Origin of the sequence: Pseudomonas sp. PAGU 2196 (assembly GCF_022179005.1) — a bacterium.
GTDB lineage: Bacteria > Pseudomonadota > Gammaproteobacteria > Pseudomonadales > Pseudomonadaceae > Aquipseudomonas > Aquipseudomonas kermanshahensis.
Window position 1 is genome coordinate 126,723 of sequence record NZ_BNTL01000011.1, and the last position, 21,936, is coordinate 148,658.

Here is a 21,936-nt window from a genome sequence, read left to right on the forward strand (position 1 = left end):
CGCCAGCGGCGCTCGATCTCAAGAGCGAAAAAAATCCATCGCCATGCACTCAAGCCTCTCATCACTCCCCCGGCAACTGATAACCGCCCTGTGCCTGGCCGCCACCGCTGGCCCAGCCTGGGCCGACCAGGTACTACCCCCACCCCCAGAATTGCAGTCCGGCTACCGCAGCGCCTTGCAACCCGTCCACGCCAGCCGGCACATGGCCGCAGCTGCCAACCCGCTGGCCAGCGAGGCGGGGCGTGCGATGCTGCGCGCCGGTGGCAGTGCCATCGATGCGGCGATCGCCATGCAGATGGTGCTCACCCTGGTCGAGCCGCAATCCAGTGGCATTGGTGGTGGGGCCTTCATCCTCTATTGGGACGGCAAGCGTGTGCAGGCGTTCGATGGCCGAGAGGCAGCGCCTGCAACGGCCACGGAATCACTCTTCCTGCAAGCCGACGGATCGCCGATGCCATTCAGGGCGGCGCAAATCGGTGGGCGTGCGGTCGGCGTTCCTGGCGTGCTGCGGGCGCTTAAACTGGCCCATGAACAGCATGGCAAGCTGCCGTGGCAGGATTTGTTCGCGCCTGCGATAGCGCTGGCGCAAAAGGGCTTTCCAGTCTCTGAGCGTCTACACACCTTACTGGCAGCTGACCCTTATGTCGCCCGCTCACCCAGCATGGCCCGCTACTTCCTTGGCGAAAACGGCAAGCCACTGCCGGTCGGCACGTTGCTGCGCAACCCCGAGCTTGCGCAGACCCTGGCGCGCATCGCCGCGCAGGGGCCTGATGCGTTCTACAACGGCGAGGTGGCCGAAGCGATCGTTGCCCAGGTGCGTGGGCATGCCAATGCCGGGCAACTGTCATTGCAGGACCTGAGCCAGTACCGGGCGCGCGAGCGGGAGCCGGTCTGTGGCCCGTACAAACTGTGGCGTATCTGTGGCATGCCGCCGCCTTCTTCGGGCGGGGTCGCTGTACTGCAGACACTGGGCATCCTTGAAGCGCTACAGCGCGCGTCGCCGCACTATGACCTGGCGAAACGTGCGCCACGCGCCACGTCATCGCCCGCCGGCCTGGAGCCCGCGCCGCTGGCGGTTCACGTGATCGCCGAAGCCGAACGCCTGGCCTATGCCGACCGCGCCCAATACCTGGCCGACAGCGACTACGTGCCGGTGCCGGTCAAAGCCCTCATCGACCCTGCCTACCTCGCTGGGCGTGCCGCCCAGATCGGCACCTACAGCATGAAGCGCGCCCGCCCCGGTATCCCGCAGGGCGCCGACCTGGCCATGGCCCCCGACCGTTCGCCGCTGCGTATTTCCACGTCGCACCTCTCTGCCGTGGACGACAGTGGCCAGGCCTTGGCCATGACCACGTCAGTGGAGGCGGCGTTCGGGGCGCATTTGATGGTCAAAGGTTTTTTGCTGAACAACCACCTGACCGATTTCTCGTTTTTGCCGCAGGAGCAAGGTAAGCCCGTGGCGAACCGGGTCGAGCCGGGCAAGCGCCCCTTGTCGGCCATGGCGCCGACCTTGGTGTTTTCGCGGTCATCAGGTGAACTGGTGGCCAGCCTCGGTTCCCCCGGCGGCTCGCAGATCATCGGCTATGTGAACAAAGCGCTGGTCGGCCTGCTGGACTGGCAACTAAACCCGCAACAAGCCAGCAACCTGCCCAATTTCGGCAGCCGTAATGCCGGCACCGAGGTGGAAGCGGGGCTGACCAGCCCGGGGCTGATCCGGCAACTGGCGGCCTGGGGGCACGAGGTCACGCCCATGACCATGACCAGCGGCATGCAGATCATCCAGCGCACTGGCGCTGGCTGGTCCGGGGGCGCGGACCCGCGACGCGAAGGCGCGGCACTCGGCGATTGAGCAAGCGCGTTGCGGGGTGCGAGGTGGCGTGATAGAACGCTACCTTGCCATTCAGAAGTTGAATACCAAGATGTCCATCAGCGTGAAATCGAATAGAGCACTGTTCGACCTCGACTTGCTGCGCGCGATCGTCGTAGTGGCCGATTGCGGCAGTTTCACCACCGCCGCCGCGCGCCTGCACTCGACCCAGTCCACCATCAGCCAAAAGGTGCGCCGACTCGAAGAAATGGTCGGCCACCGTTTGCTGGTGCGCGGCAACCGTGACGTGCTGCCCACCGATGCCGGGCAGACCTTGCTCGGCTATGCCCGCCATATGCTGGCCTTGAACGACCAGATGCTCGAAGCGCTGGCAGGGGCGATGGTCGGTGTCACCGTGCGCCTTGGCGTGCCCGAGGATTTCGTCGGTGGGCGCACCACCAACGCCCTGTCGGCGTTCAGCCGGCTGCACCCGCAGGTCAAACTGGAAGTGACCAGCGGGCTGTGCCGCGACCTCAGCCAAGCCTACGACAATGGCGAGCTCGACCTGGTGCTGCTGAAGCAGCGGCGCAACAGCCGCGAAGGGGTGGCCTGCTGGCCGGAGCGTTTGCAGTGGATCGACAGTGCGCGCACGCCGGCTTTTGAACTCGACCCGATCCCGTTGGTGACCTTTCCGCCACGCGGGCTGTACCGCGATGACATGATCACCACGATCGAAGGCATGGGCCGGCGCTGGCGCATCAGTTTTACCAGTTCCAGCCTCAGCGGCATCCAGGCTGCAGTCGCCGATGGCATGGGCATCAGCCTGCTACCGCCGCGGGCGGCAACGCGCGAGCACCGGGTGCTGGGGGGCGAGCAGGGGTTGCCCGAGGTCGACAGCTACGAAATCGTCATCGTCCACCGGCCCACGGCAGACGTGATGGTCAAGGCACTGGCCGAGGTGATGACGCAATTGTTGGCTGGAGGTGGGATCTAAAAGCAATTAGAATCAGTCGCATTCATACCTTTAGCCCGCTAGCGTGCCCTTGAATGACCGACTCCACCCCGGCAGACGAAACCTCCTTCGGCACGCTTTACCGCGACCATCGCAGTTGGCTGGAAGGCTGGCTCTCGCGCCGCCTGGGCGATGCCTGGGAGGCCGCCGACCTGGCCCAGGACACCTTCTTGCGGGTGCTCGCCGCGCACCCCGGGCAGACGCTACCCAGCCTGCGTGAGCCCAGGGCCTATCTACTGACCGTGGGCAAGCGGCTGCTGATCAACCACTACAAGCGACGCAGCCTGGAGCACGCTTACCTGGAAGCCCTGGCCAACCTGCCCGAAGCGCTGGCACCCTCGCCGGAGCAACGCTGGATACTGCTTGAAGCCTTGCAGGCCCTGGACGAACTGCTCGACGGCCTGCCACGCGCCGTGCGCCAGGCTTTTTTGTGGGCGCAGTTGGAAGGGGTCGACTACGCAACCATTGCCGAGCGTTTGCAGGTTTCTGAGCGTACGGTCAAACGCTACATGGTCAAGGCGTACGCGCATTGCCTGTTGGTGGCGTTGTGAGCGCGCCCGTCGACGCCCGCGCTCGGCAACTGGCCCGCGAGGCCGCGCAGTGGCTGGCCTTGCAGGACGCTGGCCCACTGGATGATGGCCAGATCGACGCGCTACAGCGCTGGCGTGCACGCAGCGCAGCCCATGAAGCGCTGTGGCAAAAGGCCGAGGCCCTGCGCACGCAGTTTTCCGCCGTGCCATCGTCGCTTGCCGTGGCCTGCTTGGACCGCCCGGACCCCGACCGCCGCCGGTTGCTGGGCCAGGCCTTGGCGATCGGCACCCTGGCGCCGCTGGCTTGGTATGGCTACCGTCAGCTACCCGTGAACAGCTGGCGCGCCGACCTGCACACCGCCACCGGAGAACGGCGTGGCCACGTGCTGGCAGGGGGAGGGCGCGTGCTTTTGAACACTGCCAGTGCGGTGAACCTGTCTGTGCAGGGCGGCCAGCACGTTGTGCAACTGGTACGGGGTGAGATTGCCGTGGACTGCGTCGGCCCGTTGCAGGTGCAGACCGCCCAAGGCGCTGTCTTTGCTACCCAGGCGAGTTTTTGCGTGCGTCAGCAAGGGCAGCACTACCGCGTGTCGGTCAGCGATGGCGCCGTGCGCCTGCAAACGGCCCAGGGCGGCGCGCTGTCATTGCAGGCTGGGCAGAGGGTAACCCTTGCTGCAAGCGGGGCAGGGCCTATAGAGGCGTTCGACGCGCAGTTACCGGGTTGGCAGCAAGGCCTGTTGATGGTCGACAACCAGCCCTTGGGCGATGTATTGCGCGAACTCGACCGCTATCGCCCCGGGCTGCTGCGTTGGGACCCGGCCCTGGAGCGCCTGAGCGTGACCGGCACCTTCCAGCTCGACGACAACGACCGCATCCTTGCCTTGTTGGCTGCCAGCCTGCAGCTGCAGGTGCATTACCGGACCCGCTACTGGGTGTCGCTGACACCGCGCAAGCAACCTGCCTGAGGGTACACCGCACACGTGTAAGTGTTTCAGTCTGTGGCCAAATGGAATACCTGGCGGGCTGCGCAGTCCCAACTGTTACCTGGGTACGACACCCGTCATCCCACACGATGGAGAACCAACATGAAAGCAGCGCTTTTCGTTGCATTGCTGGCCAGCACCGGCCTTGCGCAGGCCGCCCAGACGGTGGAACTCAAGCTGGCAGGCCCCGACGGCCCAGGCAAGTCGATCGGGACCATCAGCATCGAGCAAAACCAATATGGCACCCTTCTGACCCCTGATCTCAAGGACCTGCCACCCGGCGTGCATGGCTTCCACCTGCATCAGAATGCGTCGTGTGCTCCCGCGGAGGAGAACGGCAGGCCGGTGCCTGCTGGCGGGGCGGGTGGCCACTGGGACCCGGATTCGACCCAGGCGCATAAAGGCCCCTACGATGACAGCGGCCACCGGGGTGACTTGCCGGCGCTGTACGTGGGTGCCGATGGCAAGGCCAGCTATCCGGTGCTCGCGCCACGCCTCAAGGCTGCGGACTTCAAAGGCCATGCGTTGATGGTGCATGCCGGTGGCGACAACCACAGTGACCACCCGGAAAAACTGGGCGGTGGTGGTGTGCGAATGGCATGCGGGGTTGTGCAGTAACGGCGGGTAGGAGCAGCCTTGCGCTGCGAAGAGGCCATTGCAGGCACATCATCTGCAACAGCTGTACCGGACTCTTCGCAGCACAAGGCTGCTCCTACAGGTGGCTTTCAATCAATTGATCGAAAGCGGGCGTGAGCTTCTCGGTGACAGGTGAATCCCGGCGATCATGCAGCGCACCGAGCCCCCGGCCATCTCGATGGTCGGCACATCCAAAGGTACCAACCGCGCCGAACGCTCGATGCGTTGACGCTGCTCCCCCGTAAGGCTGTCGAACGCTTTGCGCGAAAGCGCAAGGATTCGACCATCACGCCCAGAAAGCTCGATGGCGTTGCCGGCAAACTGGCTGATCTGCTGGTTGCTCAGGTCGATCACATCACGGCCTGACTCGATCAGGCGCATGCGCACCTCCTGTGCACGGCTCGGGTTGGTGAACGTGTCAAACCCCACCAGTGCAAACTCCGTTGCCACGCACATCAGCACGTTGGTGTGGTAGATCGGCGTGCCTTGTTCGTCGGCCGTGTCGAACACCATGGGCTCAAAGTTGAAGTGCGTGCTGAAACGCTCGAGGGCGATCGGGTCGGCGCGGTTGGAGCGGGCGGTATAGGCGACCCTGGACAAATGGTCGAACACCATCGCCCCAGTACCTTCGAGAAACAGCTCGTCCTGTTCCAGCCCGGAATAGTCGATCACATCCTGCACCCGGTACTCATGCTTGAGCATCTCGATGACATCCGCCCGCCGTTCGCGGCGGCGGTTGCGCGAGTACATCGAGTAGATCGCGATGTGGCCGCCCGGGTGGGTGGAGAACCAGTTGTTCGGGAACACCGAGTCCGGCGTGTTCTGCTCACCAAAGTCGTCGAACAGGTGCACCCGCACGCCCTCGGCTTCAAGCCGCCCCGCGGCCTGGGTGACTTCGTCGCGCGCCACATCGGCCACGGCCTGCGCGGCGACGTCAGGGTGGGTGCTCTGGAACGAATTGTCTGCCGCTGTTTCCGGGTTGGGGGTGAAGGCGTGTGGCCTCACCATGACCACTGCCGCAGGTGCTTGAATCGAACGCGTTGGAAATGCCATCTGGAATACCGAAATTAAGAGCTGACCGTAGGGTTATGCAACGCGTCGGATGCGGCTTTTGGCAGCGCGGCCGCGGGTGTGGCTGAACAGGTCTTTCGGGTCTTCGTCCACCCAGGGCACCAGGTCGATTTTTGAACCCAGGCCGCGTTTTTCGGCTTCCTGTAGTACATACCGTAGTACGGTGTAGTCTTCGAGCGCGAAGCCTACCGAGTCGAATACGGTTACCTGGCTGTCGCTTTGGCGGCCTTCGGTTTCACCCCGCAGTACACGCCAGAGGTCGACCACTGGGAAGTCGCCAGGCAATTGCTGGATGTCACCTTCGATACGGGTCTGCGGTTCGTACTCGACGAACACGCGTGCGCTGCGCAATACATCGGCATGCAGTTCGGTCTTGCCTGGGCAGTCGCCGCCCACTGCGTTCAAGTGCATGCCGGGTTCGAGCATGTCGGGGGTGATGATGGTCGCGTAGGCCTTGTCGGCGGTCACCGTGGTGATGATGTCGACGCCTTTGACCGCCTCGGCAACAGAGCGGGCCTTGCGAATGGTAAGGCCGCTGTACTCCTTGAGGTTGGCGATCAGCTTGGCGGTGGCCAGCGGGTCGGTGTCGAAGGCGACGATTTCTTCGATACCCAGGTGCTTGTGGAAGGCCAGTGCCTGGAATTCGCTTTGCGCGCCGTTGCCGATCAGCGCCATTTTTTTCGCGTTCGGCCGGGCCAGTGCTTGGGCGGCCATCAACGATGTGGCGGCAGTGCGCAGGGCGGTGGCGATGGTCAGTTCAGACAACAGCACCGGGTAACCGGTCGCCACGTCGGCCAACACGCCAAAGGCCATGACGGTATGAAGGTCTTTTGCTGTATTGGCAGGGTGCCCGTTGACGTATTTGAACGCATAGCGATGCGTGTCGGCGACTGGCATCAATTCGATCACACCCACTTCCGAATGGCTGGCAACACGGGCGGACTTATCAAAGTCCTGCCAACGTTTAAAATCTTCGCGCAGGGCGGCGGCCAGTTCGCCAATGAAGGGCGCTACGCCAATGTCATGGACCAAATCGGACATGGTTGGAACATCAATGAAATACGTCATGCTCTTGCACCTTTTATGCGCGCGCTCTCACCTCAAGGCCTGCAGGGTGAACGCTTAAGATTGTTGAGGGGTTGCCAGCACGAAGAGTTTGATGAAAGGTTGCGTCAAATTGAAGAGAGCAGGTTGCCAGTTTCGTCAACTTTCTAGACAATCTGCGACCCCCGAATAACAATCTGATTAATGGGCAGGCACCATGGACACTGTAGACCGGGAACTGATCGCGCTGTTGCGTGATAATGCACGCACGCCGATTCTCACCCTTGCCAAGAAACTCAAGGTTGCCAGGGCAACGGTGCAGAACCGCATCACCAAGCTTGAGGAACAAGGGGTGATCATGGGCTACACGATTCGCCTCAGGTCAGATGCCCTGGAGCAAGGCGTACGGGCAATTACCAGCATCGGCATCAGCGGCCACCATGCTGCGGAGGTCAAGCACGCGCTGCGCGGGCACCCCAACGTGGTGGCCATCCACACCACCAATGGCCGCTGGGACCTGATGGCCGAGCTTCGGGCCGACACCCTCGAGGCCTTCGACCGGGCGTTGAACACCATTCGCTCGATACAACACATCGAGAACACCGAGACCAGCATTTTGCTCTCCACCTTCAAGATGTGATCACCGCGATAGCCGGAATGGGCAGGCGCCTGGCGCAAACTGTCACCCCGGCCTTTCACAGTGCAACAAATCCCATTTCGTGTGTGCAGTCTGTAGCGTTCCGATTGACCACAACGGCTGGCAAAATGAAACAGCGTCAGCACTCTGTGTTTCACGTTTAAACGTCTTGCCGGGCATGTTCAGATTAATCGGCGTGTACGTGTGATGGGCTTTCATAATTAATCAAGCCTGATGAGAAGTTTCATCGGGGCGTGTATTTCCGTCTGCGTTAATACCCATGCCTGCTGCGCTTGTTATTACAAAAAAGTGTGCACGTGCGTACCAATTAAAGTGCGCAGCGAAGGGCATGTGGTTTCACAGAAAAAGAATAAGAGGTCAACTATGCAGCAAACGTGCAACTCGCAAGACGCGACTGGGCAGCCTGGCCGTACGCTGAAGCGACGGCTGGAAAACAGGCACATTCAGCTCATTTCGATCAGTGGTGCGATCGGCACCGGGCTGTTCATGGGCTCGGGCAAGATCATCGCGCTTTCCGGCACTTCAATCATTCTGGTGTACGCCATCATCGGCTTTTTCGTGTTCTGCATCATGCGTGCGATGGGCGAGATGCTGCTGGCCAACCTGCACATGGAGTCGTTCGCAGACCTGGTACACAATTACCTGGGGCCGCGCGCCGGTTTCATCCTCAGCTGGTCCTACTGGCTCAGCTGGGTGGTCGCGGCGGTGGGTGATGTGGTCGTGGTGGCAGGCTTCTTCCAGTATTGGTACCCCGACGTGCCCACGTGGCTACCGGCATTTGCCACGATGTTCCTGCTGCTGGGCCTGAACATGCTGGCGGTAAAGGCGTTTGGCGAGGTCGAGTTCTGGTTCGGGCTGATCAAGATCGTTGCGATCGTGCTGCTGGTGGTCACGGGGCTGGTGATGGTGGCCACGTCCTACACGTCGCCAGCCGGGGTAACGGCGTCCTTCAGCCATCTGGTGGCACCCGGCGTGGTCATGCCCCATGGCATTCTCGGCTTCCTCGCCGGCTTCCAGATCGCGATTTTCTCGTTCGTGGGCACCGAACTGATCGGTACCGCGGCCGCAGAGGCCAAGGACCCGGAAAAGACCCTGCCCAAAGCGATCAACACCATTCCCGTGCGCATCCTGCTGTTCTACATCTGCTCGCTGGTGTGCATCATCAGCGTGGTCTCGTGGGCGAATGTGCCGGCAAACCGCAGCCCGTTCGTCGAGCTGTTCCTGCTGGGCGGCCTGCCGGCTGCGGCCGGCATCATCAATTTCGTGGTGCTGACGTCTGCCGCCTCGTCGGCCAACAGCGGTGTGTATTCGGGGTCGCGGATGCTTTACGGCCTGTCCCACCAGCAACAGGCGCCGACTGCGTTCGGGCGGCTGTCCGGGTCGGGTACGCCGGTCAGGGCGCTGGTGTTTTCGGGGGTGTGCATGGCGATTGCGCTGACGCTGTTGTTCGTGATCCCGGAGGTCATGACGGTCTTCACGTTGGTGTCGACCATTTCGGCGGTGATGATCATCGTCACCTGGTCGCTGATCCTGATGTCCTACTTTGCCTACCGCCGCCAGAACCCCAAGGCGCATGAGCAGTCCAGGTTCAAGCTGCCTGGTGGCAAAGTGACGGCGGCATCGGCGCAGCTGTTCTTGATCTTCGTGTTGTGCCTATTGGCGCTCGAGCCTGACACACGCACCGCGCTGTATGTGATGCCGCTGTGGTACATCGGCTTGCTGCTCGCCTACCGGCGCCGGGTTAAGGTGTGCGCTCGGCAAGTAGCGGCTACGGCTTCCTGAAACGCAGTGCAGTTGGCCGTGGGGTAACGCCCACGGCCATTGCCGCTTTCAGCTGTCGCGCAGCCAGTCCACCAAGCCCAGAGTGGTCGGGGTACTGCTGCGGCCATGGGGCACTACCAAGTAGTAGGCCTCGCGGGGTTTGACCACCAGGTCGGTCAGGCGCACCAGCTCACCGGACGCCAACAGGTGATCGACCATTCGACCCCATCCCAGCGCCACACCATGCCCATGCAGCGCTGCCTGGACGGTGTCGGCGTACAAGTGGCAACGCAGGCTGTAGCGAAGTTTGGGCGGGTGCCCACCCGCTTCGCGGAACCAGGTAGGCCAGGTCATCCAGCCCTCGGTCGTGGCATCGGCATCGAGCAAGTCGGCGCCGTACAACCCTTCTAGTGACTCCGGCAGGCTGTTGCGGGTGAGCCAGTCGGGTGAACACACCGGAAATATTTCTTCCTCGAACAGCTGCACCGCGGTGCCGTCTTCCCAGCGCCCGTTGCCATAGCGCACCAGCAGATCGACATCGTGATTGCGCAGGTCGCCCATGAACATCTGTGTGGCCAGGCGCAGGCGCACGTGGGGCAGGGCGGTGCGCAAGGTGCCCAGGCGCGGCATGACCCGCAGCTGGGAAAACGTCGCGGTGCAGCTCAGCACCAGTTCTTGCTCGTTGCCACCCTCGCTGAGGCGGTCGAAGACCGAGGCGATCTTTTGCAGCGAATCGGAAATGACCGCATACAGGGCCTGGCCCTCGCTGGTCAGGCGCACGCCCCGGTGCAGGCGCTGGAACAGCTGGCTGCCGAGGGTTTCTTCGAGCTGCTTGACCTGTTTGCTCACCGCTGCCTGGGTCACGCCCAACTCCTGCGCGGCCAGGGTGAAGCTGTTGTGCCGGGCCACGGCTTCGAATTCGAGCAGTGCCGTCATCGACGGGATGATGCGCCGGTAGCCTTTGTGTTTGTTGCCGTATTCTTGTGTTTTCATGCGACGTCCTGGCAAGGCGCGACGCGCTGGTCCGCGTCGCGCCGAGACAGTGGCAGAAAAACCGCCAGGGCGGTAGTCGCCAGCATGCCTTCAGTGCTGGCGCTCGGCCACCGCCCGCAGCGTGCGCAACGTCACCACCGGTGCATCCACCACAAAGCGGTTGGCCAGCCACCCCGGCACATCCCCGGCCGGGTCTGCCTTGAGCTGGTACGTGACTTCGGTCTGTTTGTCACCCAGCGGTTTCATCACCCACTGGCCACTAAGGCGCTGCACGCGGATCAGCCCATCCACTTCGGGGATCTTGCCAGGGTCGGCGCTCAGGTGGCGCAGAAGGGTGCCGTCGTCGCGCTGTTCAGTGGTCACCTTGACCACGATGTCGCGCGGCAGGGTCGGCCACGGCAGGTTGGTGGTCAGGTAGACCCAGGTACTGTCGCCGTCGACCTCCAGCAAGCGCATCTCGGCGCAGGCATACAGCCATTTGCAGGCCACGCGCAGGTTTTCCTGCAGGTCTGTCAACGTGCGTACGCTGGCCTTCATGGTGCTGACACCGCGAAACTGCTGGTAGGGGGAATCGCCGTCGCCGCTGAGGTAGACACGGATGCCTTCCCTGTCGTAGGCCAGGTTCCAGTCGTCGGTCGCCTGAACGGTACTGGACAGCGCCAGCAACAAGGCGGCAAGCAGGCGGTAGCGGTTCATGGTGAGCACCGCGCAGGGCAGGATTGTTCAGTATGAGCGGCAAACAGAAAGCCCGCCAGGGAGGCGGGCTTCGGTCCAACAGGCTGGGCTTATCTAAACGCTTAGCGCTGTGGGTTGAGCGTCAGGTGCACGTGGCGGTTGACGTCCTTGTACAGCAGGTAGCTGAAGTTGCCTGGGCCACCGGCGTAGCAGGCTTGCGGGCAGAAGGCGCGCAGCCACATGAAGTCACCGGCTTCGACTTCGACCCAGTCCTGGTTCAGGCGGTACACCGCCTTGCCTTCCAGCACGTACAGGCCATGTTCCATGACGTGGGTTTCAGCGAATGGAATCACGCCGCCCGGCTGGAAGGTCACGATATTGACGTGCATGTCGTGGCGCATGTCGGCCATGTCGACGAAGCGGGTGGTTTTCCAGCGGCCTTCGGTGCCCGGCATTTCGATAACGGTGGCGTTGTCACGGTGGGTGACGAAGGACTCTGGCAGGTCCAGGCCTTCAACCTTCTGGTAGTGCTTGCGCAGCCAGTGGAAGGTGACGTTGGCCTTGCTGTGGTTGCGCAGGCTCCATTCGGCGCCTGGGGCGATGAAGGCGTAGCCGCCTTGCTTCAGGGTGTGGTGCTTGCCTTCCAGGGTGATGTCGAGCTCACCCTCGACCACGAACACCACGGCTTCGGCGTTTACGTCCAACTCTGGGCGCTCGCTGCCGCCTTCCGGGGCCACTTCGACGATGTATTGCGAGAAGGTCTCGGCAAAGCCGGTCAATGGGCGGGCGATGACCCACATGCGCATCTTGTCCCAAAACGGCAGGTGGCTGGTGACGATGTCACGCATCACGCCCTTGGGGATGACGGCATAGGCTTCGGTGAACATGGCACGGTCAGTCAGCAGCTCGGTTTGAGCCGGGTGCCCACCGTGGGGGGCGAAGTAGGAATGATTCGACATGGACGATCTCGACTTGTTGTTCTCTCCCCGTGCCGTGAACCGCACCGGCCGGTGCGGCGCAGGGGATGTGCCGACAGAATAGGGTCGAGCGCGTGCCATCTACAAATTAAATGTTGGAATACCCGGTATTTGCTTGCTGAATGCTAACCTGGCGCCCTGCATGCTGCTCCGGCAAGCGGTCGCCCTGGCCGAACAGCTTGTGGCGCAGGGTGCCGTCCTGGTAGTGCAAGGGGTAGCGGCCGCGGCGTTGCAGTTCGGGCACCAGCAGCTCGACGACGTTGGCCAGGTCATCCGGTTGCACCGCGTACGTGAGGTTGAAACCGTCGATGCCGGTCTCGTCCAGCCACGTTTCCAACTGGTCGGCGATGTCACTGGCAGAGCCCACCAGGACCGGGCCACGGCCCCCCAGGCCGACGAATTCGGCCGCTTCGCGCACGGTCCAGCGGCGGTTGGGGTCGGCGGCGGTGAAGGCGGCCAGGGCGGCGCGGCCGGCATCGTTCTCGACATACTCGATCGGTGCGTCGGGGTCGAGGCCGGCGAAGTCGATGCCAGTCCAGCCCGACAGCAGGGCCAACGCGGCGTCCAGGTCGACATAGCCCCGGTATTCGGCAAAGCGGGCTTTGGCCTCTTCACGCGTGGGGGCGACGATCAAAAGTGCCTGGGCGTAGATCAACACCTCGTCGCGGCCACGCCCGGCCACTTCGCTGGCCTGGCGAATGCCATCGGCATAGCGGCGCAGTACCGTAGTCGTCGGCCCGCTGATGAACACGCACTCGGCATGCTGCGCAGCAAACTGCTGGCCGCGTGCCGAGGCGCCAGCCTGGAACAACACCGGCGTGCGTTGCGGCGAGGGCTGGCACAGGTGTGTGCCGGGCACCTGGAAGTGCTCGCCGACGTGACCGATCGGGTGGACCCGGGAAGGGTCGATATAACGGCCGCTGTCACGCTCCAGCACCACCGCGTCGTCGTCCCAGCTTTTTTCCCACAGTTTGTACAGCACCTGCAGGTATTCCTCGGCCAGGTCGTAACGCTGGTCGTGGCCCAGTTGGCGGGCCAGGCCCAGGTTACGCGCGGCGCTGTTCAGGTAGCCGGTGACGATGTTCCAGCCGACACGGCCATTGCTCAGGTGGTCGAGCGTGGACATGCGACGGGCAAAGGGGTAGGGGTGTTCGTAGGTCAGTGAAAAAGTCACACCAAAGCCCAGGTGCTCGGTTACGCCGGCCATGGCCGGGACCAGCAGCAGCGGGTCGTTGACCGGCACCTGCACACCCCCGCGCAAGGCCGCTTCAGGGCCGCCCTGGTAGACGTCGTAGATGCCCAGTACGTCGGCAATGAACAGCGCGTCGAACAGGCCGCGCTCCAGCAGGCGGGCCAGGTCGGTCCAGTAGCCCAGGCGGTTGAAGGCCACGCTGGTGTTACGCGGGTGGCGCCACAGGCCGGGGGACTGGTGGCTGGCGGCGTTCATGCTGAACGCGTTGAAGCGGATCGGGCGGGGCATGGCGGTCAGTCTCCGGTCACGGCAGCACGGAAGCCGGGTAGACCGCATCGGCTACCTGCAACTTACGCGGGATCAGGCCCAGGCCCTGGAAGGTGTCGGCCAGCTTTTGCTGTTCGGCGACGATCTGCGGGGTGATGGCGACGGCGTTGTAGTTACGGCGCTCGCTGGCCACTTCCAGCACATCAGCCTTGATCCCCAACTGCGGCGCCAGCAGCGCGGCGACTTCGGCGGGCTTGGCGTTGGCCCATTGGCTGACCTTGCCCAGTTCGGCGAAGAAGGTCTTCAGCAGGGCGCGGTGCTGGTCGGCGAATGCCGCGGTGGACAGGTAGAAGGTGCGGTTATTGGACAAGCCACTGCCGTCACGCAGGTTCTTCAGGCCCGGCTGGCTTTCTGCCGCGGCGAGGAACGGGTCCCACAGGGTCACGGCCTGGACGCTGCCCGATTGCAGGGCGGCCACGGCATCAGCCGCGTTATTGACGTAGGCGGGGGTGATGTCCTGGTAGCTCAGGCCAGCTTGCTCCAGTGCGACGGCCAACAGGTATTGCGCGTTCCAGCCACGGCCGGTGGCTACCCGCTTGCCTTTGAGGTCCTGCACGCCTGTGAGGTGGTCCTGTTCGCGCACCACCAGGCCGATACCGCGCGGGTAGGGTTGCTCGGCGGCCAGGTAAACCACTGGCTTGCCGGCGGCCTGGGCAAAGACCGAGGGGGCGTCGGCGGCGTGGCCGAGGTCGATGGCGCCGGTGCTCAGCGCTTCGAGCAGTTGCGGGCCCGCGGCGAACTCGTGCCAGCTGACGGTCACCCCTTGCGGGGCAAGGGCCTTCTCCAGGGCACCACTGCCCTTGAGAATATTGATGCTGTTGAATTTCTGGTAGCCGATGCGCAAGGTTTTGGCGTCTTCGGCGAGGGCGTTGGACCAGGGCAGCAAGGCGCTGGCGACACTGGCCAACAGGCCGCCGATCAACAGGCGGCGCAAGGGGGAAAAGGCACGGGTGGGCATGAGGGGGCTCCTGGAATGGGGTGATAATCCGTGCGCCCAGACTAAGGAGGTGGCGTTTGGCTTTCAATTTTTTAATTCCATTTGGTTAGAATGTTTAGTTATTTTTATATCCTTTTTGTAGTTTAGAGCCATGCGCTTGCACATAAGGGCACTGTGCTATCACTTTTTTTTCACATCTCTTTGTTAGGATCCCGATCACGTTTGAGGAGCCTTTTTCATGCCGCACACCCTGCGCAAGCGCAGCACCCGCATCGCCCTGACCGCTACTGCCAGCCTGCTCGCGGCCACGCTTGGCTTCTTTGCCTGGCAGAGTTTCTATCCGGTCCAGGCTGCCAGCGGCTGGGACGTCGAGGTGTTGCACCGCGACGTGGCCAAAGCAGCCTCGTTGCTGCCGCAAGCCGACGGCAGCCTGCTGGTCAGCCGCGAACTGGACGACGGCAAAGGCAGCATCCTCAAGATCACCGCCCAGGGCGACCGGGTCGTGGTGATCGACAACCTGTCCAAACCTGACGGCATGGTCGCCGTCGAAGGCGGCTGGGTGTTCAGCCAGGAAGGGGGTTTCGCGCCGGTCAGCCTGTCGCGTGATGGCCAGGTGACCCGGCTGTTCGACGGCGAGAGCGTGCAAGGGTTGTGGAACGAGGGCGATCACCTTTATGCCATCGAGGACCGCAAGGGCAATGGCCGCTTGATGCGCTACGACTGGCGCACTGGCCAGCTTGACGTGCTGCGTTCCGGGCTTACCGAAACCGAAGGCCTGACCCGCTGCAGCGATGGCCGCCTGCTGTATACCGAGAAAGCCAACGGCAAGGTCCGCGCGTTGTCCGAAGACGGCCAGGACCCGGTGGTGGTCGACGGCCTGCGTAACCCAACCTTCCTGTTCTGCGACCAGCGCGGTTTGTGGATCAGCGAAGACAACACGCACCGCGCCCGCTTGCTGCGTATCGATGCTGATGGCTCGCGCCAGACTGTGCTGTCGTTCCTCAAGGCGCCCCAGTCAATCGTCGCCGATGGCAAGGGCGGCTACCTGCTGGCTGAGGGCGGGCGCAACCGCGTGCTGCACCTGACCCCACCGGTGGAGCGCAGCACCGCGCAGCGTGACTGACCAATCGTTCAGCTCGGCAGGCGTTGCTTGCGCCCGGGCAGCAAGCCCAGCACCAGCATGCAGCCGAGCAGGATCACCCCGCCGCCGGCGACTTGCAGCAGGCTCAAGGTTTCATCGAGGAACAACGCCCCCACCAGCACCGCCACCAGGGTGACCACGAACTCTACGCTGATGGCGCGGGTGGCACCGATACGGGCGACCAGGCCGAAAAACAGCACATACGTGGTAGCGCTCATGACCCCGCCGCTGATCAGCAGGTAAAGCCAGTCGCTGGCCTGGGGCACGCTAGGCACGGGCACCACCAGCAACAGCGGCAAGGTCATCAGGCCGCCGGCCAGGAATGCGCCGCCGGTCACCGTCCACGGGTCCTGGCCACGCACGTGCAGGCTGGCGTAGTTGCTGCCGAACGCAGCGCTCAAGGCCCCGAACAGCGACGCGATACAGCCGTGGATGAAGACGTCGTTGACCGGTTGGGCCGGAAAGCCCACCAGCATGGCGATGCCGACAAAGCCCAGCAGTAGGCCGATGAGGCCTTGCAGGGTGATCTTCTCCAACCCCCAGACACGGCCGATGATCATCGAAAACAGCGGGATGGTGGCCACGAAGATCGCTGCCATGGCGGTGCCGATCCGTGGCGTGGCGTAAGACATGCCGATCAACTGCCCGGCCACGGTAGTGGCGCCGATCACCAGCAGCGGTTTCAGCAACGGTCGCAGGCGCAAGGCACGGCCGCACACCGCGCCCAGAATGGCCAAGGTACTGCCGGCAATCAGCGAGCGCAGGCTGACCGCGCCGACCCAGCCAAAGGCGTGCACCGTCTTGAGCACCACCAGAAAGGAAAAGCCCCAGGCAATGGCCAGAAACAGGTAAGCGGCAAGGTCACGCGGTTGCATGCGGCAGGGTCCGTCCGGGGCAGAGAAACGCAGGCTAGCGGGTTGAAGGGCGTGACTACAAGCGCCGCCGGTGGTTTGCTTGTAATGCCCTTTGATGGCTACCCGACCAACAGCGTGCTTCCCTGCATGGCCGCGCTCACGGATAATCCCCTCATTCCAATAAACAGCCTGTGAGTGGGTATGAGTGATTCCGTAGTCAGCCTCGGCCAGCCTGAGATCGAAGGGGTGCGCAAGTCGCGCAAGAACAACCCCGAGAAAACGCGCGAGGACATCCTTCAGGCCGCCATCAACGAGTTCGTCCAGCAGGGCCTGGCCGGCGCGCGCGTCGATGCCATCGCCGAGCGCACCGCCACCTCCAAACGCATGATCTACTACTACTTCGGCAGCAAGGAGCAGTTGTACGTCGAGTGCCTGGTCAAGCTCTACGGTGATATCCGCAAGACCGAACAAAGCCTGGACCTGGAGTCGCTGCCGGCCGAGCAGGCGATCCGTCGCCTGGTGGAGTTCACCTTCGATCACCACGACCGCAATGTCGATTTCGTGCGCATCATCTGCACCGAAAACATTCACTATGGCGAGTACGTCAAGCAGTCGCCGGTCATCCGCGAGATGAGCAGCCTGGTGCTCGAAGCGCTCGGCAGCACCCTGCGTCGGGGCGAGCAGGAAGGCGTGTTCCGTTCCGGGATCGAGGTCATCGACCTGCACATGCTGATGAGTTCGTTCTGCTTCTACCGGGTGTCGAACCGCCACACCTTCGGCGAGATCTTCCAAATAGACCTCGCCGACGACGAGATCAAGCAGCGCCACAAGAACATGATCTGTGACGCAGTCATCCGCTACATCCGCGCCTGAGCGGGGTCATTCGCCCAGCCGTTGCTCGCGTGACGGTGGGTAGCCGAAGTACGCCGCATAGCACTTGCTGAAGTGCGACACCGACACGAATCCGCAGGCCACTGCCACTTCCATCACCGACAGGTCGGAATACTGCAGCAGCCGGCGGCTTTTGGTGATGCGCAATTCCATGTAGTAGCGCCGCGGCGAGGTGCCCAGCTGGGCCTGGAACAGGCGGTCGATCTGCCGGCGTGAGCGCCCGCTGTAGGCGGCCAGTTGATCGAGGCTGAGGGTTTCTTCGAGGTTGTTTTCCATCAGCTCGACGATGGTGCGCATGTGCAGGCTCATGGACTTTTTCGCCCCGGGCCCGACTTGGCGATAGCGCGCGCCGGAGAACGACAATATTTCTTCGACGCCTTCGGCCAGGCCATCGCCGTACAGCCTGCGGACCAGGCCGAGCATCAGCTCCATCGCGCCATTGGGGCTGGCGGCGCTGAGGCGATCGCGGTCGAGGGTGAAGCTGGCCGGGGTGATGCGGGTTTGCGGGCTGCGTTCGGAGAGGCTGGCGCGTTGCTCGGGGTGGATGCTGCACCCGTAGTCGTCCAGCACGCCTGCGCGGCCCAGGAACCAGGCGCCGTTCCACAGGCCGCCCAGGGCCATGCCATGGGCGGCGCAGTCGTCCAGCATGCGGTCGAGTTCAGGGTACTTGAGCGGGGTGCGCAGGCCACCGCAGATGATCAGCAGGTCGAGTTCCTTGAGCGCTTCGGCGGACAGTTCGCTGGCGACCAGCTCCAGCCCCAGGTCGCTCAGCACCCGGTCGCCGTCCAGCGACAGTGGGGTGAACTGGAAGCTGTCGGCGCGCAGCAGGTTGGCCGTGACCAGCACATCCATGGCCACGGTGAAGCTGGCCATGGAGAAGTGTTCGAGCAATACGAAGTCGACCCGATAGGGCGCTTGGGCATTTCCGGTGGTGGACTTTAGCCGCAGCATGTTGCTGGTGCTGGTCTTCTTGCTGAACTGGCGTGGGGTGGGCACTCTGGACTCCGCTTCCTGGCTGGCCAGGCGGAGTGTGGCGGGTGGCCGGGGGAAAGACAATCTCTCGGGTGGGCCTGTCGTATTTCAGGTCGTGTTCAGGCAATGGGTTGAAGGGGGGTTGTGAGGTGCAGGCCCTGCAAGCCTAAAGGCACGCTTCCCAGGAAATCAATCTGAACCCTCAGCGCCCAAGGCAACCCAACCCATTACATGCCAAATGGGAGAGCGCTCATGGAAATCGGAACGATCTGGATCATCATCGCGGCCTTTGTGATTCTGCTGGAAATCTGGGCCATCTGGCACATCATCGGCAGTGACCGCCGCGCCGAGCGCAAGATGCTGTGGGTCGTCTTCGTGGTCTATGCGCCGTTCCCCGGCCTGTTGTTCTGGGCGTGGCGCGGGCCGCGAGCGGTGAAGGGCAGGGCAGTGCTGCAAGAAAAGTGATGGCCATGGCACCAGGCGCGGGGGCGCCTGGTGCGGTCACTGCTCGCGGCTCAGGGCACGATGCTGAAGTAAATGGCCTGGCCCAGGCCGTCGACCATCAGGCTGCCGTGAAACTTCACCCGCGACACCACACGCAGGCTTTTGAGCTCTTCGTGTATGCGGTCGCGTATCTGCTTTTCGGCTTCATCGACACGGGCTGCCGTGGTGCTTTGGTAAAGCTGGACCACGCCTAGCAGGGTGGTTTCGATGTGGTCCACAGTGTCCCAGCCGATTTTGCGCAAGTGCAGCCGGGCGCGGGCGGCCTCGTCGTCATCGCCGTCATGCCGTGGGTTAATGGTGTAGGCAAGTTGAAAGTGGTGCTTGGTCATTGTTGCTTTCCTTGTTGCGGGCAGGCCTCCGTGCCGGGTTTTGCACTCTAGCGGCAGGCAGACGCCGCTGAAAACACACACGTGGTTCAACACGCTGACCGCGTCATGTGAAACGTCCTACAGCGCGCTTGACCTCAAGCTAACTCGAGGTCTGATACTCGGCGGCACTTTTCTCCGTGCGAGTATTCACCGTGTCCCGTTCAGCACCTTTCCAGTTGTCCAACCCTGCAGGGCTGTATGACCCCAGTGGCAATGCCTATTCCCATGTCGCAGAAGTGCCTGCCGGCAGCCGTTTGCTGTATATCGCCGGCCAGGGCGGCGAGGACGTCAGCGGGCATCTGTCGCCGGCATTCGCCGACCAGGCCCGACAGGCCCTGGCCAACCTCGAGACGGCCCTGGCCTCCAAAGGCGCCAGCCTGGCACAGGTGTTCAAGCTGACCTTGCTGATCGTCGATCACAGCGAGGCGCGTCTGCAGCAATGGGTGGCCGAGGCTGACAGGGCCTGGGGCCCGCTCATGAAACCGACCTGCACACTGATACCCGTGCCTCGGCTAGCGCTGGGCGGCATGCTGGTGGAGATCGACGCGGTGGCAGCGCTGTAGCGGCTGCCACTCGGGGGTGGCGCCAGGGAAACACTCTGTTGTATATCGGTAGCTGCAGGGCCGATATAACAACAATAACCCTCTCAGAGGTGACCCCACCATGAGCACCGGCACCACCACGCTTACCGACCGCAAGGCCAGGGCCTGGCTCTGGCCCGCACTGTTCAGCCTGGTGGCCTTCGCTGCCAATTCGGTGTTTTGCCGGTTGGCACTGCGGGACGGGGCCATCGACCCCGCATCGTTCACGGTGGTGCGGCTGGCCAGTGGTGCGCTGTTCCTCATGCTGCTGATACGGTTGCGCAAGCCCGCAATCCCCCAGGGCGGCAGTTGGAGAGGCGGCCTGGCGCTGTTCCTTTATGCATTCCTGTTTTCTGCGGCGTACTTGCAACTGGGCGCTGGCGCAGGTGCGTTGCTGTTGTTCGGCGCCGTGCAGATCACCATGTTTGGTTTTGCCGCGTACAAAGGCGAACGCATCACCCCGCGGATGCTGCTGGGCATGCTGATCGCCTTCACTGGCCTGTTGGTGCTGTTGTTGCCCGGTGCCGAGGCGCCACCCTTGACCAGCGCCTTGCTGATGGCCGCCTCGGGCGTGGCGTGGGGCGTCTATTCGCTGTTAGGCAAAGGCTCACCCAGGCCGTTGGCGGATACCGCCGGCAATTTTGCCCGCAGCCTGCCATGCCTGGTGCTGCTGGCACCCGTGCTGTGGGTCGGTGGCGGCACGCAGTTGACCGCCCCCGGTTTACTGTATGCGCTTGCCTCGGGCGTGCTGGCCTCGGGGGCGGGTTATGCCGTGTGGTACGGCGTGGTCAGGCAGGTCAGCGCACAACAGGCGGCAACGATGCAGCTCAGTGTGCCGGTGATTGCCGCAGTGGGCGGGGTTTGCCTGATTGGTGAACCGCTGTCGATTCGCTTACTGGTGGCGTGTGCCGTGGTGCTGGGCGGTATCGCGCTGGCCCTGGCACCGCGCCGTTAAAAGAAGCTGCGCTGCGCCTTGAGCGTGACTACGCTTTCGCAATACGTGTTGATCCCCGAATACGCATCACAACCGCCGCCACTGAGGTTGGAGTTGCTGTAGATCAGGTTCAGGTCGATGCCCAGCCAAGGCCGCGACAGTTCCAGCGACCAGTCGGAAAAGGCATTCACCTGGCTGCCATCGCCAATGGTGAACGGCGTGCCCAAACGGTGATGGGCGAGTTTGACGGTGAGGTCGACGTCGAACAGCGGCAATTGGCCGAAGTCGGCAAAGAGGGTGCCGGTGCGGTTGTCGGGGTTGTCGCGCAGCGCCCCGCCAAAGCGGCTGCCCAGCACCGACACGCCGCCGTACAGCGCGTAACTGTCGGGGCCTGCGACAGTGGGCTGGCTGTAATGAATCAAACCCACCTCGTAACCCAGGCTGCTGTCGAAGTGGTGCTTGTAGCCCAGGTAGCTGTCCAACCGCAGGGTGGAGTTTGGGGTAACGCCCATGCTCGGGGCGTATTGGCCCAGGTACCAGCCACTGCGGTGGCTGAGGTCGAGGCCACCATGGAATGCGCCGATGGCGCTGGGCGAAATCAGCCCTTGGGCCATGCTGCGGGAGGGTGTGGTGCCTAGCGTGAAGTCGATGTCGCCCAGTTCGCGTTTCATTTGCTGGGCCAGCAGCAGGGGGCTGAAGAGCAGTGCAGCACTCAGCAACAGAAGGGGCCTGGTCATGGTCTCCGTCCTGGAAGGCTTGCGGTTGAGCGGTAAAGGATACCTGCGCAGGCGGGAGGAGGGAACCGTTGGCTATGCCCTTCAGCCTTTGGTCGAAGGGTCAGCGTCGGCGGCTTCAGTGACTACAGGCAGGTCGTTGGCACGCTGGATCACCCGCCGTTGCTGCTCATAGTCGTCCAGCGACAGGCCACGGCGCTGCAAGGCTTCCAGTTGCAGTTGGCGGGTTTCTTCGGCGCTGTACGGGCGCAGTTCGGGGTGGCTGGCACAGCCGGCCAACAGGGCGATGGCGGTTGCGGCCAGGGCAGTGAGCGAGAGGCGGGCCAGGGTATTCATCGGGTAGCTCCGGAGTGC

24 protein-coding genes are annotated in these 21,936 nt (G+C 63.2%); 12 read left to right on the forward strand and 12 right to left on the reverse strand.

The features are described 5' to 3' along the window. The first annotated feature begins 43 nt into the window (after positions 1 to 43). The 5 genes from ggt (at position 44) to sodC (ending at position 4,950) form a co-directional block, all read left to right on the forward strand. Complete coding sequence (ggt, locus tag MFF34_RS10845; RefSeq protein ID WP_238214397.1) at positions 44 to 1,849, forward strand: gamma-glutamyltransferase; 1,806 nt, start codon at positions 44 to 46, stop codon at positions 1,847 to 1,849. A 70-nt stretch (positions 1,850 to 1,919) separates the two neighbouring features. Continuing rightward, a complete protein-coding gene (locus tag MFF34_RS10850) occupies positions 1,920 to 2,801 on the forward strand; it encodes a LysR substrate-binding domain-containing protein (protein WP_238213360.1) in 882 nt (293 codons plus the stop codon). Between the two features lie 53 nt (positions 2,802 to 2,854). Beyond that, on the forward strand, positions 2,855 to 3,370 hold the full coding sequence (locus MFF34_RS10855) for a sigma-70 family RNA polymerase sigma factor (RefSeq protein WP_238213369.1): 516 nt from the start codon (positions 2,855 to 2,857) through the stop codon (positions 3,368 to 3,370). Further along, on the forward strand, positions 3,367 to 4,314 hold the full coding sequence (locus MFF34_RS10860; protein WP_238213371.1) for a FecR domain-containing protein: 948 nt from the start codon (positions 3,367 to 3,369) through the stop codon (positions 4,312 to 4,314). The genes MFF34_RS10855 and MFF34_RS10860 overlap by 4 nt, the downstream gene beginning before the upstream one ends. 120 nt (positions 4,315 to 4,434) lie before the next feature. After that, positions 4,435 to 4,950, forward strand: a complete 516-nt coding sequence (gene sodC, locus MFF34_RS10865; protein WP_238213387.1) for a superoxide dismutase [Cu-Zn] SodC — start codon at positions 4,435 to 4,437, stop codon at positions 4,948 to 4,950. A gap of 111 nt (positions 4,951 to 5,061) precedes the next feature. On the opposite strand, the gene ctlX is transcribed toward sodC, so the two are convergent. Continuing rightward, positions 5,062 to 6,021, reverse strand: coding sequence for a citrulline utilization hydrolase CtlX (gene ctlX, locus MFF34_RS10870; RefSeq protein WP_177323884.1), 960 nt, complete (start codon positions 6,019 to 6,021; stop codon positions 5,062 to 5,064). Positions 6,022 to 6,054: 33 nt separating this feature from the next. Continuing rightward, on the reverse strand, positions 6,055 to 7,107 hold the full coding sequence (locus MFF34_RS10875; RefSeq protein WP_186680187.1) for an ornithine cyclodeaminase: 1,053 nt from the start codon (positions 7,105 to 7,107) through the stop codon (positions 6,055 to 6,057). Between the two features lie 193 nt (positions 7,108 to 7,300). On the opposite strand from MFF34_RS10875, the gene MFF34_RS10880 reads away from it, so the two are divergent. Further along, the gene (locus MFF34_RS10880) at positions 7,301 to 7,723 is read left to right on the forward strand and encodes an Lrp/AsnC family transcriptional regulator (RefSeq protein WP_027593533.1); all 423 of its coding nucleotides are present in this window, start codon (positions 7,301 to 7,303) and stop codon (positions 7,721 to 7,723) included. A gap of 381 nt (positions 7,724 to 8,104) precedes the next feature. After that, positions 8,105 to 9,523: an amino acid permease gene (locus MFF34_RS10885; protein WP_027593532.1), complete on the forward strand. Its 1,419-nt coding sequence runs from the start codon at positions 8,105 to 8,107 to the stop codon at positions 9,521 to 9,523. A gap of 48 nt (positions 9,524 to 9,571) precedes the next feature. Here the strand turns inward: MFF34_RS10885 and MFF34_RS10890 are convergent, their stop codons facing one another. The 5 genes from MFF34_RS10890 to MFF34_RS10910 all read right to left on the reverse strand — a co-directional run bounded on the left by MFF34_RS10890 (position 9,572) and on the right by MFF34_RS10910 (position 14,624). Continuing rightward, positions 9,572 to 10,495: a LysR substrate-binding domain-containing protein gene (locus tag MFF34_RS10890; protein ID WP_238213390.1), complete on the reverse strand. Its 924-nt coding sequence runs from the start codon at positions 10,493 to 10,495 to the stop codon at positions 9,572 to 9,574. A 90-nt stretch (positions 10,496 to 10,585) separates the two neighbouring features. Beyond that, entirely contained in the window at positions 10,586 to 11,191 is a 606-nt protein-coding gene (locus MFF34_RS10895; RefSeq protein ID WP_238213391.1) for an START domain-containing protein, read from the reverse strand. A gap of 101 nt (positions 11,192 to 11,292) precedes the next feature. Next, entirely contained in the window at positions 11,293 to 12,129 is an 837-nt protein-coding gene (locus MFF34_RS10900; protein ID WP_027593529.1) for a bifunctional allantoicase/(S)-ureidoglycine aminohydrolase, read from the reverse strand. Positions 12,130 to 12,235: 106 nt separating this feature from the next. Next, positions 12,236 to 13,627 carry an LLM class flavin-dependent oxidoreductase gene (locus tag MFF34_RS10905; RefSeq protein ID WP_238213393.1) on the reverse strand — a complete coding sequence of 464 codons (1,392 nt, stop codon included), beginning with the start codon at positions 13,625 to 13,627 and terminating at the stop codon, positions 12,236 to 12,238. Between the two features lie 16 nt (positions 13,628 to 13,643). Beyond that, on the reverse strand, positions 13,644 to 14,624 hold the full coding sequence (locus tag MFF34_RS10910; RefSeq protein ID WP_186703554.1) for an aliphatic sulfonate ABC transporter substrate-binding protein: 981 nt from the start codon (positions 14,622 to 14,624) through the stop codon (positions 13,644 to 13,646). A 217-nt stretch (positions 14,625 to 14,841) separates the two neighbouring features. Between MFF34_RS10910 and MFF34_RS10915 the strand changes: the two genes are divergently transcribed. Further along, a complete protein-coding gene (locus tag MFF34_RS10915) occupies positions 14,842 to 15,726 on the forward strand; it encodes a hypothetical protein (protein WP_238213395.1) in 885 nt (294 codons plus the stop codon). Between the two features lie 8 nt (positions 15,727 to 15,734). Here the strand turns inward: MFF34_RS10915 and MFF34_RS10920 are convergent, their stop codons facing one another. Next, positions 15,735 to 16,619: a DMT family transporter gene (locus tag MFF34_RS10920; protein WP_027593525.1), complete on the reverse strand. Its 885-nt coding sequence runs from the start codon at positions 16,617 to 16,619 to the stop codon at positions 15,735 to 15,737. Positions 16,620 to 16,799: 180 nt separating this feature from the next. Here MFF34_RS10920 and MFF34_RS10925 point away from each other — a divergent pair, with 180 nt between their 5' ends. Continuing rightward, the gene (locus tag MFF34_RS10925; RefSeq protein ID WP_027593524.1) at positions 16,800 to 17,471 is read left to right on the forward strand and encodes a TetR/AcrR family transcriptional regulator; all 672 of its coding nucleotides are present in this window, start codon (positions 16,800 to 16,802) and stop codon (positions 17,469 to 17,471) included. Between the two features lie 6 nt (positions 17,472 to 17,477). Here MFF34_RS10925 and MFF34_RS10930 read toward each other — a convergent pair whose 3' ends face one another. After that, positions 17,478 to 18,485, reverse strand: coding sequence for a GlxA family transcriptional regulator (locus MFF34_RS10930; protein ID WP_027593523.1), 1,008 nt, complete (start codon positions 18,483 to 18,485; stop codon positions 17,478 to 17,480). Positions 18,486 to 18,713: 228 nt separating this feature from the next. Between MFF34_RS10930 and MFF34_RS10935 the strand changes: the two genes are divergently transcribed. After that, positions 18,714 to 18,926 carry a PLDc N-terminal domain-containing protein gene (locus MFF34_RS10935; protein WP_027593522.1) on the forward strand — a complete coding sequence of 71 codons (213 nt, stop codon included), beginning with the start codon at positions 18,714 to 18,716 and terminating at the stop codon, positions 18,924 to 18,926. 50 nt (positions 18,927 to 18,976) lie between these two features. Here MFF34_RS10935 and MFF34_RS10940 read toward each other — a convergent pair whose 3' ends face one another. Then, positions 18,977 to 19,294: a hypothetical protein gene (locus MFF34_RS10940; RefSeq protein ID WP_238213397.1), complete on the reverse strand. Its 318-nt coding sequence runs from the start codon at positions 19,292 to 19,294 to the stop codon at positions 18,977 to 18,979. Between the two features lie 191 nt (positions 19,295 to 19,485). Between MFF34_RS10940 and MFF34_RS10945 the strand changes: the two genes are divergently transcribed. Both MFF34_RS10945 and MFF34_RS10950 read left to right on the forward strand, forming a co-directional pair. Further along, a complete protein-coding gene (locus MFF34_RS10945; protein ID WP_099430895.1) occupies positions 19,486 to 19,896 on the forward strand; it encodes a RidA family protein in 411 nt (136 codons plus the stop codon). 100 nt (positions 19,897 to 19,996) lie between these two features. Beyond that, on the forward strand, positions 19,997 to 20,869 hold the full coding sequence (locus MFF34_RS10950) for a DMT family transporter (RefSeq protein WP_238213399.1): 873 nt from the start codon (positions 19,997 to 19,999) through the stop codon (positions 20,867 to 20,869). Here MFF34_RS10950 and MFF34_RS10955 read toward each other — a convergent pair. Next, the gene (locus tag MFF34_RS10955) at positions 20,866 to 21,585 is read right to left on the reverse strand and encodes a TorF family putative porin (protein ID WP_238213421.1); all 720 of its coding nucleotides are present in this window, start codon (positions 21,583 to 21,585) and stop codon (positions 20,866 to 20,868) included. The genes MFF34_RS10950 and MFF34_RS10955 overlap by 4 nt on opposite strands. Positions 21,586 to 21,666: 81 nt before the next feature. Then, positions 21,667 to 21,918: a hypothetical protein gene (locus MFF34_RS10960; RefSeq protein ID WP_186680130.1), complete on the reverse strand. Its 252-nt coding sequence runs from the start codon at positions 21,916 to 21,918 to the stop codon at positions 21,667 to 21,669. Positions 21,919 to 21,936: the final 18 nt, after the last annotated feature.

Bases quoted from the DNA above. Each gene is read 5' to 3' on its own strand.
- MFF34_RS10855 (WP_238213369.1), top strand. From the start codon at position 2,855: ATGACCGACTCCACCCCGGCAGACGAAACCTCCTTCGGCACGCTTTAC.
- MFF34_RS10925 (WP_027593524.1), top strand. From the start codon at position 16,800: ATGAGTGATTCCGTAGTCAGCCTCGGCCAGCCTGAGATCGAAGGGGTG.
- sodC (WP_238213387.1), top strand. From the start codon at position 4,435: ATGAAAGCAGCGCTTTTCGTTGCATTGCTGGCCAGCACCGGCCTTGCG.
- MFF34_RS10885 (WP_027593532.1), top strand. From the start codon at position 8,105: ATGCAGCAAACGTGCAACTCGCAAGACGCGACTGGGCAGCCTGGCCGT.
- MFF34_RS10940 (WP_238213397.1), bottom strand. From the start codon at position 19,294: ATGACCAAGCACCACTTTCAACTTGCCTACACCATTAACCCACGGCAT.
- MFF34_RS10955 (WP_238213421.1), bottom strand. From the start codon at position 21,585: ATGACCAGGCCCCTTCTGTTGCTGAGTGCTGCACTGCTCTTCAGCCCC.
- MFF34_RS10910 (WP_186703554.1), bottom strand. From the start codon at position 14,624: ATGCCCACCCGTGCCTTTTCCCCCTTGCGCCGCCTGTTGATCGGCGGC.
- MFF34_RS10935 (WP_027593522.1), top strand. From the start codon at position 18,714: ATGGAAATCGGAACGATCTGGATCATCATCGCGGCCTTTGTGATTCTG.
- MFF34_RS10920 (WP_027593525.1), bottom strand. From the start codon at position 16,619: ATGCAACCGCGTGACCTTGCCGCTTACCTGTTTCTGGCCATTGCCTGG.
- MFF34_RS10850 (WP_238213360.1), top strand. From the start codon at position 1,920: ATGTCCATCAGCGTGAAATCGAATAGAGCACTGTTCGACCTCGACTTG.
- MFF34_RS10915 (WP_238213395.1), top strand. From the start codon at position 14,842: ATGCCGCACACCCTGCGCAAGCGCAGCACCCGCATCGCCCTGACCGCT.
- MFF34_RS10875 (WP_186680187.1), bottom strand. From the start codon at position 7,107: ATGACGTATTTCATTGATGTTCCAACCATGTCCGATTTGGTCCATGAC.
- MFF34_RS10895 (WP_238213391.1), bottom strand. From the start codon at position 11,191: ATGAACCGCTACCGCCTGCTTGCCGCCTTGTTGCTGGCGCTGTCCAGT.
- MFF34_RS10950 (WP_238213399.1), top strand. From the start codon at position 19,997: ATGAGCACCGGCACCACCACGCTTACCGACCGCAAGGCCAGGGCCTGG.
- MFF34_RS10900 (WP_027593529.1), bottom strand. From the start codon at position 12,129: ATGTCGAATCATTCCTACTTCGCCCCCCACGGTGGGCACCCGGCTCAA.
- MFF34_RS10890 (WP_238213390.1), bottom strand. From the start codon at position 10,495: ATGAAAACACAAGAATACGGCAACAAACACAAAGGCTACCGGCGCATC.
- MFF34_RS10905 (WP_238213393.1), bottom strand. From the start codon at position 13,627: ATGCCCCGCCCGATCCGCTTCAACGCGTTCAGCATGAACGCCGCCAGC.
- MFF34_RS10960 (WP_186680130.1), bottom strand. From the start codon at position 21,918: ATGAATACCCTGGCCCGCCTCTCGCTCACTGCCCTGGCCGCAACCGCC.
- ctlX (WP_177323884.1), bottom strand. From the start codon at position 6,021: ATGGCATTTCCAACGCGTTCGATTCAAGCACCTGCGGCAGTGGTCATG.
- ggt (WP_238214397.1), top strand. From the start codon at position 44: ATGCACTCAAGCCTCTCATCACTCCCCCGGCAACTGATAACCGCCCTG.
- MFF34_RS10880 (WP_027593533.1), top strand. From the start codon at position 7,301: ATGGACACTGTAGACCGGGAACTGATCGCGCTGTTGCGTGATAATGCA.